Genomic DNA, 13,933 nt, shown 5'->3' with positions numbered 1-13,933 from the left:
CGCCACCGTCGTCGGCGGGAGCGCGCTGCCCCCGACGATCAGCGCGGTCTGCGAGTCCGGCGGGCTGGTGTCGCTCAGCGGCGCGGCGAACACGGTCGCCGGGAGCGGGACGGAACGGTCCTCGCCGTTGTCGGCGTTGGTGTCGGTACCGGCCCACGGGGTGGCACCCGACGGCACACCGGGCGCCTCGTCGCGGGCGGCGCCACCGGCCTCCGGCCACGCCGTCCCGGCCCCCTGCGTCGGAGGCAGCGCAGCGCCACCCCCACCCCAGGAACCGGAACCCGAACCCGAAGGGGAACCGGAGCTGGAACCGGCACCGGAGCCCGCCCCAAAGCCGGATCCCGCACCCGAACCGGACCCGGAACCGGAACCGGACCCGAAGCTCGCGCCGGAACCGGCGCCCGCGGCGGCGGCCGGGGCTGCGGCGGCCCCGGGACGCGGAGCCGCGCCCACGCCGGACCCCGCACTCCCGGACCCCGCGTCAGCGCTCTGGTTGCCACTCCCGTTCTCGCCGCGCCGGTCCGGGATGCCGAGCTTGTCGGCCGCCTCCTGGAGCCACTCGGGCGGACTCAGCAGGAACGACGTCTGGTTGAGGTCCACCCGCGCGGCCGCGGGCGGCGCGGGCTCGTCCTCGGGGTCGGGGCGGCCGTACTCCTCCTCGTAGCGGCGGATCACCTCGCCCACCGGCAGCGCGGGCCAGAGCGTGGCCTCCCCGCTGTCCCGGGCGATCACCAGCCGCTGCCCGCCGCCGTCGGACCGGGGCCCGTCGGGACGGTCCTCGGCCCACAGCACGAAGCCGAGGTCGAACTCCCGCACCCGCACCGCGCGGTGCTGGTACGACGGCATGTCGCCGTTGATCCACTCCTCGGCGCGCTCCTGCGCCTGCGCGTAGGTCACCATCGTCCAGTCACTCCCCCGCGGACGCCACGGGCACCGCTCGCGCGAAGCCGCCGTCCACCATCAGGTTCGCCACGGTCTCCAGCTCCGGCGGGGAGCCGGCGAGCCGTGAGAGGAACGTGTCGAAGTCGTCGCCGCACGGCAGCAGCAGCCGTTCCACGCGCTCGGCGGGCGCCCAGGACGGGTCGGCGTCACGGGCGTCGTCGTAGGCGCAGAACCACACCGAGCCGGGCCGTTCGCCCTTCACCTTCACCGCGAGCAGGCCGCCCTGGACGAAACCGACGCCCAGGTAGTCCTTGGTCAGGTGATCGCGCAGACACTTGTTGACGTACACCAGGTCGTTGACGGCGGCCTCGTCGCGGACGGTGAAGAACGGCTGGTCCACCAGGAGCCCGAGGGCCGGGTCGAGCGCCGTGCCCACCGGCGCGCAGCCGCCCGCCGCCTTCAGGAACGACCGGTAGGCGCCGGGCAGCCGGTAGCCGAGGTCCTCCTCGACGCCCTGCACCTGCCCCTCGGTCACCGCGGTCCCCGACTTCGGCAGCCCGAAGTGGGCGGGCCTGGTCTCCTGCAGCGGGCGGGTGCCGCGCTTGTCGTGGTCGACGGCGGACCTGGCGATGCCGCCGTGGTGCCGCAGCAGCGCCTTGACCTCCACCGGCACGAGGTACAGGCGCCGGGTGTCGACCACGTGGTGCCAGGTCCAGCCGTGCGGGGTGGCCACGCTCGGCACCGTGTCCCACAGGTCGTGGCCGGTGGCGGCGAGCGCGGCGTTGGCCGACACGTAGTCCGTGAGCCGCAGCTCGTCGACGCCGAAGCCCTCCGGCGGCTCCGCGATCTCGGCGGCGGCGCGCGCGTAGGCCGAGAAGTCGGGGTAGCCGTGCTCGTCCATCCGCACCCCGCGGGGGTGGCGGGCGGCCCGGACCGGATCCGGGAAGTGCACGACCTGCCCGGCGTAGGCCGCGTTGGGCGGCACGGCGCGTGCCTGGGCCTGGTGGCTGGGAGGTGCCCCCAGTCCGGGCCGACCTGTCGTCATGGCGGTTGCCCCCTGCGGCGTTCTGTACGGGGATGGCGACCGTGCCCGGCCCCACTCCCGTATCGACTGTTCGACTGCCTCGTCCGACCTGCTGCGACCGCTGCGCCTGCTGCGACCGCCGCGAGGTCTCCGTCCGTTCCGTCCGTCCACCGCGCCCGGCCGCCTCTTCCGGCCACCGTTCCCGGTCACCGCACCCGGCCGCCGTTCCCGGCCACCGGGCCGACAGCCGTTGCCGACCGCCGTTCCCGACCGCCGTTCCGGCCACCGGGCCCGACCGCGTGGGCCCGGCCTCCGCGCCCGACACGTACATCGGACACCGCGCCCGGAACGTTCACCGGAACGTTCATCGGAACGCCGACCGGAACCGTGCCAGGACACCCGTCCGACATCTGTGCCGAATGTTGCCTCCGCCACGTCGCGCCGGATCACGCGTCCCGCAGGCCGATCCGTCCGGGCGACCGACTCCGACCGGAACCGACCGGATCGGAGCGGGACGGACCCGAACAGACCGTCTCCATGCGTCAACCGCATGGATCGCGGTGCGGACAGCCTATGCCGTAGGACCGCACGGGTCACCGGGCACCGGCCGTCCACCCCCTCCCCACCGTGACCAGCCGTCACCCGGCCGTGACAGCCCGCCCACCGCAGGGCGTGTCGCACCGCCCCAGCTACCGCAGGGGCCACGGGATTTGGCACTCTGTTCCTCGCCGGGGGATGCTCGGGAGGGGATGATGATCATGAATGCGACGCAGACGGGTCCGCATGCGGAGGCCCGCACCACCGGGGCCCGCACGGGTGCGGCCGGCGACCCGCGGGTCGGCTGGAGCAGCACCGAGGCCCCGCACACCCCCGTCCTGCGCCACCGCCGCGACGGCATCCTCCCCACCGTCGCCGCCGCCCTCTCGGTCCGCGGCGCCACCCTCACCGGCACCGCCGCCCGCGGCGACCAGGCACCCGAACTGCACCCCCTCGTGCAGGACTTCCTCGACACCCTCGGCAGCGCCCAGCGCGACCGCTGGACCGGCCGCTGCGCCGAGACGATCCTGATCTCACGGCACATCTCCACCGCCGACGCCGGGCGCAGCAAACGGGCCGCCCGCAAGCCGATGACCAACGGCGAGGCCCGCAAGGCCCTCAAGCAGGCCAAGCTCACCGCCCGCCGCATCCGCGAGGACGGCGACCCGCTGCACGGCAGCTTCGCCGCGCCCTGCCGCGCCTGCGCCGCCCTCAGCGCCCACTTCGGCGTCCGCGTCGTCGAACCGGCCATCCCCGGCCCCGCGGGCTGACCCGCCCGCCGCACCACCGGGCGCCACCGCCGCGCCCTCCCACGACCTCGACGAACGAAGGCAGATGCACGCCGACCGCACCTCGACCACCCGCTTCGCCGTACCCGTCGACGCCGCGCTGCGCGACGCGGGCTGGCAGCCGGGACGCTGGGACATAAAGCAGGCCGAGATCTGGGCCGACACCCTGCGCGACCACGTCTCCCCCGGGGGCCACCGGCACGCGGTCTTCCCCGCCGCGGTGGAGGCGTGGGCGGAGTTCGGCGGCCTCGACATCTCCCCGTCGGGCCCCGGACGGCAGATCGCCCCGGCCGCGTTCCACCTCGACCCGCTGCACGGGCTGCACATGGCCCGCACCCTCGCCGACCTCGGCCGCGCCCTCGACGCCGAGGTCAGCCCGCTCGGCGTGGAGACCGACAGCCGGTCGCTGCTGGCCATCGACGACGAGGGCCGCGTCTACACCCTCGACCACACCGGGGACTGGTACCTGGGCCCGACCATCGACCGCGCCCTGGCCACCCTGGTCTCGGGCCTGAACCCGGTCCGCCTCACCGCGGGCTGACCCCCGCCCGAGCACCCGCCGCCGGGTCAGGCGGCCGCCGGGATCACCGCGGAGACCCGGAAACCCCCCGCGTCCGTCGGCCCGGACACGAAGACGCCGCCCAGGGCGACGACCCGCTCCCTCATGCCGAGCAGACCGTTGCCGCCGGACGGCAGCCGGGCCGAGGACGCCGAACCGGCCTCCGGCGGTGGCTCGTTCTCCACCTGCATCGCGATCTCCACCCCGCGATGCGCGAGCCTGATGTGCGTCTTGGCTCCCGCCGCGTGCTTGTGGACGTTGGTCAAAGCCTCCTGCACCACCCGGTACGCGGTCTGCTCGACCTCCGCCGGATAGGCCCGGTCGTCCCCCTCGACCGACAGGTCCACGACCATCCCGGCCGCCGCCGACTGGCCGATCAGCTCGTCCAGTTCGGACAGGCAGGGCCCGTCCCCCTCCTCCACCGCCCGGGACGCCGCGACCGCCGCCGCGAGCCCCACCGCAGCCAGCGGCACCGCGCGCTCGGGCCGCCGCGCGTCGTCACCGCTGCGCAGCACGCCCAGCATCTCGCGCAGCTCGGTCAGCGCCTGCCGCCCCATGTCCCCGACCAGCGCCGCGTTCCTGACGGCCTTCTCCGGGTCCTTGCGGGCCACGGCCTGGAGCGCCGCCGCATGCACCACCATCAGACTCACCCGGTGCGCGACGACGTCGTGCATCTCGCGCGCGATCCTGGTCCGCTCCTCGTTGCGGGCCCACTCGGCGCGCTCCTCGGCCCGCTCCGCGAGCAGCTGCAACTCGCGTTCGAGACTGTCCGCCCGCTCCCGCAGGCTCTCCATCAGCCGGCGCCTGGCCCCCACGTACAGGCCCAGCAGCAGCGGCGGCGCCGTGACGCCGACGGCCGTGGTGATCGCGGCGAACGGCACGAACCAGTCGCCGAGGTCGAGGGTGCCGCGCGCGATGTCCTGCCGGACCCGCACGAACATGACGATGAGCATGCCGACCAGGGACATCCCCGCGAGCGAGGCGATGATCCGGCGCGGCAGCTCCGAGGCGGCCAGCGTGTAGAGGCCGACGATGCCCATCAGATAGCCCATCTGGGCCGGAGTGATCGCGATCGCCACCAGGACGACCGCCATCGGCCATTTCCTGCGCACCAGCAGCGCGGAACCGGCCAGCGCGCCGAAGGCGACACCGGCACCGGCCGGGATCCCAGCGTCGGTCGCGAACCGGATCCCCTCGGCGACGCACTCCACCGCGGACACCGACGCCAGCGCGACGTCGAGCACGGCGCCGCGCCGCCGCTCCCACCACCAGGGCCCTCCCCGGGCCGAGGCGTGGTCTTCCCCCGTCGTGGTCATAGCCTCCACCCTACGGGCGCCGCCACCCGCTTCTCCGCCGAGTTTCCAGGACCGCGGGGGTCCCGGAACGGCGGTCGAACAGCCGCGGAACGTCCCGACATCCCTCGAACTGCTGAACAACTCCCTGTTCACCCCCGGACGCCCCCGTTCCGCACGAACGCTATGCCCATGGCACTTTCACCCGACACCCACACCTCGTACGAAGCCCTCCGGAAACGCGCGGTGGAGCTGCGGAGCGCGGGGCGCAGCCTGCGGCAGATCCGCGACGAACTGAAGATCTTCAACAACGACCTCCTGCACCGGCTCGTCGAGGGGGAACCCCTGCCGGAGCCCGCGGAACGCCCGAGGAGCAAGGACGCCCTGCGGGCACGGGCCCGCGAGCTGCGGCTCCAGGGGTGGACGTACGACCGGATCGTGCTGGAGCTGGGGTGCTCCAGGAGTTCGGTCTCGCTCTGGGTGCGCGACCTGCCGCGGCCGGAGCGCCCCGCCGCGCAGGAGCAGGCGAGACTGGCGGCCCGCAAGCGCTGGGAGAACGAACTGGCGGTGCGGGACGAGGAGCGGAGACGGGCCAAGACGGCGGCCTCGGCCGAGGTCGGTCCGCTCTCGGACCGCGAGCTGTTCCTCGCGGGCGTCAGCCTCTACTGGGCCGAGGGCTCCAAGGACAAGCCGTACGCGCGCCGGGAGAGCGTCATCTTCGTCAACAGCGACCCCGGCGTCATCGAGGTCTACCTCGCCTGGCTTGGCCTGCTGGGCGTCGGACCCGAGCGGATCCGGTACAGCGTCATGATCCACGAGAGCGCGGAGGTGGAGGCCGCCGAGCGCTACTGGGCCGGCCTGGTCGGGGCGGACCGGTCCGCTTTCAACAAGACGACCCTCAAGAAGCACAACCCGAAGACCGTCCGCAAGAACATCGGCGAGTCCTATCGCGGCTGTCTGGTCGTCAGGGTCCTGAAAGGCGCCGACCTGTACCGTCGCATCGAAGGCTGGTGGTGCGGCATAGTGGTGTCCGCACGCCGGGCCGATCAACAGAATCGGACATAGCGCGTGATCCTTCCCGGATCGTCTAAAGGTAGGACAAACGGTTTTGGTCCGTTGAATGAGGGTTCGAGTCCTTCTCCGGGAGCCCGATCCACCCCCTCCGGGTCCTGACAGCCACTGTCAGGACCCGCTCTCATGTCCCCCGGGAAACGCGCCGGTATCCTGCGGATGTCCCCATCGTCCACAGCCGAAGGGCAACCCCGTGAGCGTCCATCGCCCGGCAGCCGTCGTCGTTCTCGCAGCGGGTGAGGGCACCCGTATGAAGTCGGCCACTCCCAAGGTCCTCCATGAGCTCTGCGGGCGTTCCCTGGTGGGCCATGTGCTCGCCGCGGCCCGCGAGTTGGAGCCGCAGCACCTCGTGGTCGTCGTCGGGCACGCGCGGGAGCAGGTCTCCGCCCATCTCGCCGGGGTCGACCCGGACGCGCGCACCGCGGTGCAGGCCGAGCAGAACGGCACCGGGCACGCGGTGCGGATGGGCCTGGAGGAGCTGGGCGGCGGTGTCGACGGCACCGTCGTCGTGGTCTGCGGCGACACCCCGCTGCTGACCGGCGCGACCCTGCGCGCCCTCGCCGAGACCCACACCGGGGACGGCAACGCCGTCACCGTGCTGACCGCCGAGGTCCCGGACGCGACCGGGTACGGCCGGATCGTGCGGGACGGGACGACCGGCGCCGTCACCGGCATCGTCGAGCACAAGGACGCCACCGAGGCGCAGCGGGCGATCCGGGAGATCAACTCCGGTGTCTTCGCGTTCGACGGGCAGTTGCTGGCGGACGCGCTGAAGAAGGTGCGGACGGACAACAGCCAGGGCGAGGAGTACCTGACGGACGTCCTGGGCATCCTGCGCGAGGCCGGGCACCGGGTCGGTGCGTCGGTGGCGGGTGACCACCAGGAGATCGCGGGCATCAACAACCGGGTGCAGCTGGCGCAGGCGCGCCGGGTCCTGAACGACCGGTTGCTGCGGGACGCGATGCTGGCCGGGGTGACGGTGGTCGATCCGGCGACGACCTGGGTCGACGTGACGGTGACGTTCGAGCGGGACGTGCTGGTGCACCCGGGGGTGCAGTTGCAGGGCGCGACGCATCTGGCGGAGGGCGCGGAGGTCGGGCCCAACAGCCGGTTGCGGGACACCCGGGTGGGCGCGGGCGCGCGGGTGGACAACACGGTGGCCGACGGCGCGCAGGTGGGGCCGGGGGCGACGGTGGGTCCGTACGCCTATCTGCGGCCGGGCACCCGGCTGGGGCCGCGGTCGAAGGTCGGTACGTACGTGGAGACGAAGAACGCCTCCGTGGGTGAGGGGACGAAGGTCCCGCATCTGTCGTACGTGGGGGACGCGACGATCGGTGAGTTCACGAACATCGGTGCCGCGAGTGTGTTCGTCAACTACGACGGGCAGGACAAACACCACACCACGGTCGGCTCCCACTGCCGTACCGGGTCGGACAATATGTTTGTGGCTCCTGTCACCATCGGGGACGGCTCGTACACCGCCGCCGGCTCCGTGATCACGAAGGATGTGCCCCCCGGCTCGCTGGCCGTGGCCCGTGGCCAGCAACGGAATATCGAGGGTTGGGTGGCTCGCAAGCGTCCGGGGAGCGCCGCCGCGCAGGCCGCCGAGTCGGCCTCGCGTGCGGGTACGGGCGAGGACTGACCTGAAAGCGGTGCCCTGAACACCGCGTACCGTGATAGAGCACGCCACCAGCTGAGACCTCTGAGGAGACTGTGCTGTGACCGGGATCAAGACGACCGGCGAGAAGAAGATGATGTTCTTCTCCGGCCGCGCCCACCCCGAGCTTGCCGAGGAGGTCGCCCACCAGCTGGGAGTGGACGTCGTTCCCACGAAGGCCTTCGACTTCGCCAACGGCGAGATCTACGTCCGCTACCAGGAGTCGGCGCGCGGCGCCGACTGTTTCCTGATCCAGAGCCACACGGCTCCGATCAACAAGTGGATCATGGAGCAGTTGATCATGATCGACGCGCTGAAGCGCGCGTCGGCCCGCTCCATCACGGTCATCGTGCCGTTCTACGGCTACGCCCGGCAGGACAAGAAGCACCGCGGCCGTGAGCCCATCTCGGCCCGGCTGATCGCGGACCTGATGAAGACGGCGGGCGCGGACCGGATCCTGACCGTGGATCTGCACACCGACCAGATCCAGGGCTTCTTCGACGGCCCGGTCGACCACCTCTTCGCGCTTCCGCTGCTCGCGGACTACGTGGGCGCCAAGGTGGACCGCGCGAAGCTGACGGTGGTCTCGCCGGACGCCGGGCGGGTGCGGGTCGCGGACCGCTGGTGCGACCGGCTCGGGGCGCCGCTGGCGATCGTGCACAAGCGCCGTGACAAGGACGTCGCCAACCAGGTCACCGTGCACGAGGTGGTCGGCGAGGTGAAGGGCCGGGTCTGCGTCCTGGTCGACGACATGATCGACACCGGTGGCACGATCTGCGCGGCGGCGGACGCCCTGTTCGCACACGGTGCGGAGGACGTCATCGTGACGGCGACGCACGGTGTGCTCTCCGGTCCCGCGGCCGACCGGCTGAAGAACTCCAAGGTGAGCGAGTTCGTGTTCACCAACAGCCTGCCCACCCCGGGCGAGCTGGACCTGGACAAGATCACGGTGCTGTCCATCGCGCCGACCATCGCCAGCGCGGTCCGCGAGGTGTTCGAGGACGGTTCGGTGACGAGCCTCTTCGACGAGCAGTGAACCTGCTGGTCACCGGGTTCTGAGTGATCGATTTTCCTGCGGCCTCCCCCGCCGAGTAGACTGCGCGAGTTGCTCGGCGAGGGAGGCCGTTTCCCGTTCCACGGGGTTCGGCGATCCGTTATCGACGCGCTCTTCGTAGCAGGCCGTTCGTGGCCGGGTGACCGCATCCGCCTTCACCTCTACGAGGAGTGATCATCATGTCCGAGGTCAAGCTCGCCGCCGAGAGCCGCACCGAGTTCGGCAAGGGCGCCGCCCGCCGCATCCGCCGTGACAACAAGGTCCCCGTCGTTCTGTACGGGCACGGCACCGACCCCCAGCACCTCACCCTCCCGGGTCACGATCTGCTGCTGGCGCTGCGTACGCCGAACGTCCTGATCTCCCTGGACATCGAGGGCAAGGGCAGCGAGCTGGCGATCCCGAAGTCCGTGGTCCGCGACCCGATCAAGGGCTTCCTGGAGCACGTCGACCTGCTGCTCGTCAAGCGTGGCGAGAAGGTCACGGTCGAGATCCCGGTCCACGCCGAGGGTGAGCTGGCCCCCGGTGGCAACCTGCTGGAGCACGTCCTGAACGCGCTGCCGGTCGAGGCCGAGGCCACCCACATCCCCGAGTCCGTCACGGTCTCCGTCGAGGGTCTCGAGGCCGGTGCGTCGATCCTCGCGAAGGACATCACCCTGCCGAAGGGCGTCTCCCTGACCGTCGAGGACGACGCGGTCGTGCTCCAGGTCCTGGCCGCGCAGGCCGAGGAGGAGTCCGCCGAGGACGAGGAGACCGCGGGCGAAGAGGCCGCCGAGGCCTGATCCCGCCTCCCCTTTCGACGGTTCGTCAGCCGCTGTTCCCTCCCGGGGGCAGCGGCTGGCGCGTATCAAGGAGACATGGACGTGACCACCCCCGCCAATGGCCCCTGGCTCGTCGTGGGCCTCGGCAATCCCGGACCCGAGTACGCGATGAACCGGCACAACGTCGGCTTCATGGTGGCCGATCTGCTGGCCGAGCGGATCGGGGGGAGGTTCAAGCGGGCCGGGAAGGCGCAGGCGCAGGTCGTCGAGGGGCGGTTCGGGCCGCCGGGTCCGCTGGGCCGCCGGGTGGTCCTGGCCAAGCCGATGGCGTACATGAACCTCTCGGGCGGCCCGGTGAACGCGCTGCGCGACTTCTACAAGGTGCCGGTGGCGAACGTCGTCGCGGTCCACGACGAGCTGGACATCGACTACGGGACGCTGCGGGTGAAGCTGGGCGGCGGCGACAACGGGCACAACGGTCTGAAGTCGATGACGAAGGCGATGAGCGCCGAGTACCACCGGGTGCGGTTCGGGATCGGCAGGCCGCCGGGGCGGATGCAGGTGGCGGACTTCGTGCTGAAGGACTTCTCGGGGACGGAGCGCAAGGAGCTGGACTACTTCGTGGACCGTGCGGCGGACGCCGTCGAGTCGCTGGTGACCGAGGGGCTGGAGCGGGCGCAAAGCACGTACAACTCCTGACTTGTCCCACCCCGAGTTGACCGCGCGCAGTGCCATGGCCAATGATCCCGGCCATGCCAGCCACCTCCGCCCCGCCCCGCCGGGCCCCGGGTTCCGTCCTGCGGTTCGGGCGGCTCGCGTCGATGGGCACGCTCACGCTGCTGATCCTGGTCGCGGGGGTGTGGGCGTCCTGGGGCACGGCGCAGCACGTGATGCTCACCAAGGGGCGTGAGCGGGGCGCGATGAAGGTGACGGCGTGCGGGGAGAGCACCTGCTCGGGCCCTTTCGCGCCGGTCACCCCGGGGTCGCAGCCGCGGGCCAGGGTGGTGATCGGGAAGTCGGTCGCGGTGCGCGCGGGCCGTTCCTACGACGTGGTCGTGAAGCCGGGCGGGGACGAGGTGGTCCGTTCCGGCCCGGCCGGTGTCCTCTACGCCTGGGTGCCGCTGGCGGGGGCGCTGCTGCTGGCGTCGGTCGTGGTGGCGGGCGGGCTGCGGCTCACCCGGCCGGGCTGGCTGCTGGCGGGGGCGGGGATCGCGCTGCTGACGGCGACCTTCGTGACCGTGTAGGGCGGAGCGGGCGGGCGCCCGCGGCGACGGACGGAAAGGGGTGCCCCCGGGCGGGGGCACCCCTTCGTCGTGCCGTGGTGGGTCCGCCGGTCAGCCGGTGTTGCGCAGGCCCGCCGCGACGCCGTTGACGGTCAGGAGCAGGGCGCGGGCCAGCAGCGGGTCCGGGTCCTGTCCGGCGGCGGCCGCGTCGCGCTGGCGCTTGAGCAGGGTCACCTGGAGGTAGGAGATCGGGTCCAGGTAGGCGTCCCGGATGGTGAAGGTCTGCTTCAGCACGGGGGTGGCGGCGAGCAGTTCGCTCTCGCCGGTGACGCGGAGCACCTCGCGCACGGTCAGTTCGTGCTCGGCGCGGATGGTGTCGAAGACGTGCTTCAGCTCGTCGGGGACGAGGGTGTCGACGTAGTGGGACGCGATCCGCAGGTCGGTCTTGGCGAGCGTCATCTCGACGTTGGAGATGAAGTTGCGGAAGAAGTGCCACTGTCCGTGCATCTCGTCCAGGACGGTGTCGAGGCCCGCCTCGCGCAGCGCCTTGAGTCCGGAGCCGACGCCGAACCAGCCGGGCACGATCTGCCGGGACTGGGTCCAGCCGAACACCCACGGGATGGCGCGCAGGCCGTCGAGGGAGACGCCGGAGCCGGGGCGGCGGGAGGGCCGTGAGCCGAGGTGCAGGTCGGCGAGCTGGTCGACCGGCGTGGAGGCGAGGAAGTACGTCGGCAGGTCGGGGTCCTCGACGAGCCCGCGGTAGGCGGCGTGCGCGGCGTCCGAGACGACGTCCATGGCCGCGTCCCAGCGGGCGAGCGCCTCGTCCGACTGGCGGGGCGCGGTGTGCAGCGCGGACGCCTGGAGGGTGGCGGCGACGGTCAGTTCGAGGTTCTCCCGGGCCAGCGACGGCACGAGGTACTTGTCGGAGATGACCTCGCCCTGCTCGGTCACCTTGATCTCGCCCTCCAGGGTGCCCCAGGGCTGGGCGAGGATGGCGTCGTGCGAGGGGCCGCCGCCGCGGCCGACGGTGCCGCCGCGGCCGTGGAAGAGGCGCAGCCGGACGCCGTAGCGGTGGGCGACGTCGCGCAGGCGGCGCTGGGCGCGGTGGATCTCCCACTGGGAGGTGGTGATGCCGCCGAACTTGGAGGAGTCGGAGTAGCCGAGCATGACCTCCTGGACGTCTCCGCGCAGCGCGACCAGGCGCCGGTAGGAGGGGTCGGAGAGCATCTCCTCCAGGATGGTGTCGGCGGCCTTCAGCTCGTCGGTGGTCTCCAGGAGCGGCACGATGCCGATCCTGGCCCAGCCGGCGTGCAGGTCGAGGAGTCCGGCCTCGCGGGCCAGCACGGCGGCGGCGAAGACGTCGTCGGCGCCCTGGCACATGGAGATGATGTACGACTCGACGACCTCGGGTCCGAAGACCTCCAGGGCGCGCTTGACGGTCTGGAAGACGCCGAGGGTCTTCTCGCCCGCCGCGTCGACGGGGGCGGGGTGGGGCCGAGCGGGCGGCGGGAGCGCAGTTCCTTGGCGAGCAGCTTGGCGCGGTACTCGCGGGGCATGTCGGTGTAGCGCCAGGACTCCTCGCCGAGCCGGTCGAAGAGCTGACCGAGGGCGTGGTGGTGGGCGTCGGCGTGTTCGCGGACGTCCATGGTGGCGAGCTGGAGGCCGAAGGCGGAGAGGGTGCGGATGGTGCGGTTCATCCGGCCGTCGGCGAAGAGGCCGCCGCGGTGCTCGCGCAGGGAGGTCTGGATGAGGACGAGGTCGGCGAGGAGTTCGGCGGTGCCGAGGTAGTCGCGGCCGTCCTCGTGGGGGGTGCCCTTGGCGAGGCGCTGCTTGGTGTTCTCCAGCTTCTGCCGGATGCAGGTGGCCTTCAGCCGGTAGGGCTCCTCGGCGTTGAGGCGCTTGTAGCGGGGGCTGATCTCGGGCAGGAGTTCCAGGTCGGCGCGGAGGGAGTCGAGGAGTTCCTCGGTGGCGCCGGTGTAGCGGATGGAGTTGGAGAGGAAGCCGCGCAGCTCGTCGATCATCTCCAGGGCGTCGTTGATGCCGTGCTCGTGCTGGAGGATGAGGACGTCCCAGGTCACCTGCGGGGTGACGTTGGGGTTGCCGTCGCGGTCGCCGCCGATCCAGGTGCCGAAGGTGAGCGGGCGGGTGTGGTCGGGCAGGGTGACGCCGACCCGCTCCAGCTCGGCGGTGAGGTCCTCCAGGACGTCGCCGACGGCGCCGGCGTGGAGTTCGTCGAGGTAGTAGATGGCGTTGCGGGCCTCGTCGGCGGGCTCGGGGCGCACCACGCGGAGTTCGTCGGTCTGCCAGACGAGGTCGATGTTCTCGGCGAGCCGGGTGTCGTAGCGGCGCCGGTCGGCCTCGATGACCGGGGTCTCCAGGAGGGTGGCGATGCGCCGGAGCTTGTTGAGGACGGAGCGGCGGGCCGCCTCGGTGGGGTGGGCGGTGAAGACGGGGCGCACGTTGAGGTTGGCGACCGTCTGCCGCAGGTGCTCGGGGTCGGCGTCCTTGAGGCGGTCGGCGGTGCGGGCGAGGAGGCTGCCCTCGGCGGCGCGCTTGGCGCGCAGTTCGCGGCCGCGGTGCACCTGCTCGGTGACGTTGGCGAGGTGGAAGTAGGTGGAGAAGGCGCGGACCAGCTTCGCGGCGGTCTCCAGTTCGATGCCGCGCAGGAGTTCGGCGGCTGCCTCGCCGTCCTCACGGGTGAGGCGGCGGACCTTCTCGACCAGGTCGAGCAGTTCGGGCCCCTCCTGCCGGACGAGGGCCTCGCCGAGGAGGTCGCCCAGGCGCCGGATGTCGGCGCGCAGCTCGCTGCTGGTGGTCGTGGTCTGGTCGTCGGCACTGCTCACAGGTGCGGCTCCTTGCAGTGTTGAAGCTCGTCCGAGTGGGGAACCCGGCGGCCAGGGGCCGGGCGGCTGGCGCCGCTCGTCTCTCCGGGCGTGCGGGAATGAAACAGAGCGGACCGCGCTGTCCGACCGTCTCCAAGGATAGGTGTCCGGGCTGACGCGCAGGATCTCGGGCTCTTGCCGCGGGGCGGCGCACTGCCATACTTACGTCGCCGTAGGTTACGGAACCGTAGGGACCGCTGTAACGG

10 protein-coding genes, 1 tRNA gene and 2 pseudogenes are annotated in these 13,933 nt (G+C 72.1%); 9 read left to right on the top strand and 4 right to left on the bottom strand.

The features are described from left to right. Together GA0115242_RS40725 and GA0115242_RS13700 are read right to left on the bottom strand one after the other, a co-directional pair. A pseudogene (locus tag GA0115242_RS40725) lies at positions 1 to 900 on the bottom strand (hypothetical protein); the annotation flags it as partial. A 7-nt stretch (positions 901 to 907) separates the two neighbouring features. Beyond that, entirely contained in the window at positions 908 to 1,927 is a 1,020-nt protein-coding gene (locus tag GA0115242_RS13700; RefSeq protein ID WP_093828094.1) for an SMI1/KNR4 family protein, read from the bottom strand. A 728-nt stretch (positions 1,928 to 2,655) separates the two neighbouring features. On the opposite strand from GA0115242_RS13700, the gene GA0115242_RS13695 reads away from it, so the two are divergent. Together GA0115242_RS13695 and GA0115242_RS13690 are read left to right on the top strand one after the other, a co-directional pair. Continuing rightward, entirely contained in the window at positions 2,656 to 3,213 is a 558-nt protein-coding gene (locus tag GA0115242_RS13695) for a YwqJ-related putative deaminase (RefSeq protein WP_093828092.1), read from the top strand. Between the two features lie 64 nt (positions 3,214 to 3,277). Then, complete coding sequence (locus tag GA0115242_RS13690; protein WP_093828090.1) at positions 3,278 to 3,772, top strand: SUKH-3 domain-containing protein; 495 nt, start codon at positions 3,278 to 3,280, stop codon at positions 3,770 to 3,772. 26 nt (positions 3,773 to 3,798) lie between these two features. Here GA0115242_RS13690 and GA0115242_RS13685 read toward each other — a convergent pair whose 3' ends face one another. Beyond that, positions 3,799 to 5,106 (bottom strand): sensor histidine kinase, encoded by a 1,308-nt coding sequence (locus GA0115242_RS13685; protein ID WP_093828088.1) that lies wholly within the window; start codon positions 5,104 to 5,106, stop codon positions 3,799 to 3,801. Between the two features lie 168 nt (positions 5,107 to 5,274). On the opposite strand from GA0115242_RS13685, the gene GA0115242_RS13680 reads away from it, so the two are divergent. The 7 genes from GA0115242_RS13680 to GA0115242_RS13650 all read left to right on the top strand — a co-directional run bounded on the left by GA0115242_RS13680 (position 5,275) and on the right by GA0115242_RS13650 (position 10,866). After that, positions 5,275 to 6,147 (top strand): hypothetical protein, encoded by an 873-nt coding sequence (locus tag GA0115242_RS13680; RefSeq protein WP_093828086.1) that lies wholly within the window; start codon positions 5,275 to 5,277, stop codon positions 6,145 to 6,147. 11 nt (positions 6,148 to 6,158) lie between these two features. Next, positions 6,159 to 6,229: transfer RNA gene (locus GA0115242_RS13675), tRNA-Gln, on the top strand. Between the two features lie 117 nt (positions 6,230 to 6,346). Next, the gene (glmU, locus tag GA0115242_RS13670; RefSeq protein WP_093828084.1) at positions 6,347 to 7,795 is read left to right on the top strand and encodes a bifunctional UDP-N-acetylglucosamine diphosphorylase/glucosamine-1-phosphate N-acetyltransferase GlmU; all 1,449 of its coding nucleotides are present in this window, start codon (positions 6,347 to 6,349) and stop codon (positions 7,793 to 7,795) included. 76 nt (positions 7,796 to 7,871) lie between these two features. Then, a complete protein-coding gene (locus GA0115242_RS13665) occupies positions 7,872 to 8,846 on the top strand; it encodes a ribose-phosphate diphosphokinase (RefSeq protein WP_093828082.1) in 975 nt (324 codons plus the stop codon). Positions 8,847 to 9,043: 197 nt separating this feature from the next. Then, positions 9,044 to 9,643, top strand: a complete 600-nt coding sequence (locus tag GA0115242_RS13660) for a 50S ribosomal protein L25/general stress protein Ctc (RefSeq protein ID WP_093828080.1) — start codon at positions 9,044 to 9,046, stop codon at positions 9,641 to 9,643. Positions 9,644 to 9,718: 75 nt separating this feature from the next. Beyond that, positions 9,719 to 10,321 (top strand): aminoacyl-tRNA hydrolase, encoded by a 603-nt coding sequence (gene pth / locus GA0115242_RS13655; RefSeq protein ID WP_093828078.1) that lies wholly within the window; start codon positions 9,719 to 9,721, stop codon positions 10,319 to 10,321. Between the two features lie 53 nt (positions 10,322 to 10,374). Continuing rightward, a complete protein-coding gene (locus GA0115242_RS13650) occupies positions 10,375 to 10,866 on the top strand; it encodes a hypothetical protein (protein ID WP_161353131.1) in 492 nt (163 codons plus the stop codon). 90 nt (positions 10,867 to 10,956) lie between these two features. Here the strand turns inward: GA0115242_RS13650 and ppc are convergent. Next, positions 10,957 to 13,688: pseudogene (ppc, locus tag GA0115242_RS13645) on the bottom strand (phosphoenolpyruvate carboxylase). Positions 13,689 to 13,933 lie beyond the last annotated feature (245 nt).

This window comes from Streptomyces sp. SolWspMP-5a-2, assembly GCF_900091845.1.
In the GTDB taxonomy this organism is placed as follows: domain Bacteria; phylum Actinomycetota; class Actinomycetes; order Streptomycetales; family Streptomycetaceae; genus Streptomyces; species Streptomyces doudnae.
Note: the sequence above shows the minus strand (reverse complement) of the source record. Positions and strands in the feature narration are given on the sequence as shown.

What these genes read in the sequence shown, in the direction of transcription:
- GA0115242_RS13700 (WP_093828094.1), bottom strand. Translation starts at nt 1,927, where the DNA reads ATGACGACAGGTCGGCCCGGACTGGGGGCACCTCCCAGCCACCAGGCC.
- GA0115242_RS13695 (WP_093828092.1), top strand. Translation starts at nt 2,656, where the DNA reads ATGATGATCATGAATGCGACGCAGACGGGTCCGCATGCGGAGGCCCGC.
- GA0115242_RS13690 (WP_093828090.1), top strand. Translation starts at nt 3,278, where the DNA reads ATGCACGCCGACCGCACCTCGACCACCCGCTTCGCCGTACCCGTCGAC.
- GA0115242_RS13685 (WP_093828088.1), bottom strand. Translation starts at nt 5,106, where the DNA reads ATGACCACGACGGGGGAAGACCACGCCTCGGCCCGGGGAGGGCCCTGG.
- GA0115242_RS13680 (WP_093828086.1), top strand. Translation starts at nt 5,275, where the DNA reads ATGGCACTTTCACCCGACACCCACACCTCGTACGAAGCCCTCCGGAAA.
- GA0115242_RS13660 (WP_093828080.1), top strand. Translation starts at nt 9,044, where the DNA reads ATGTCCGAGGTCAAGCTCGCCGCCGAGAGCCGCACCGAGTTCGGCAAG.
- pth (WP_093828078.1), top strand. Translation starts at nt 9,719, where the DNA reads ATGGACGTGACCACCCCCGCCAATGGCCCCTGGCTCGTCGTGGGCCTC.
- GA0115242_RS13650 (WP_161353131.1), top strand. Translation starts at nt 10,375, where the DNA reads ATGCCAGCCACCTCCGCCCCGCCCCGCCGGGCCCCGGGTTCCGTCCTG.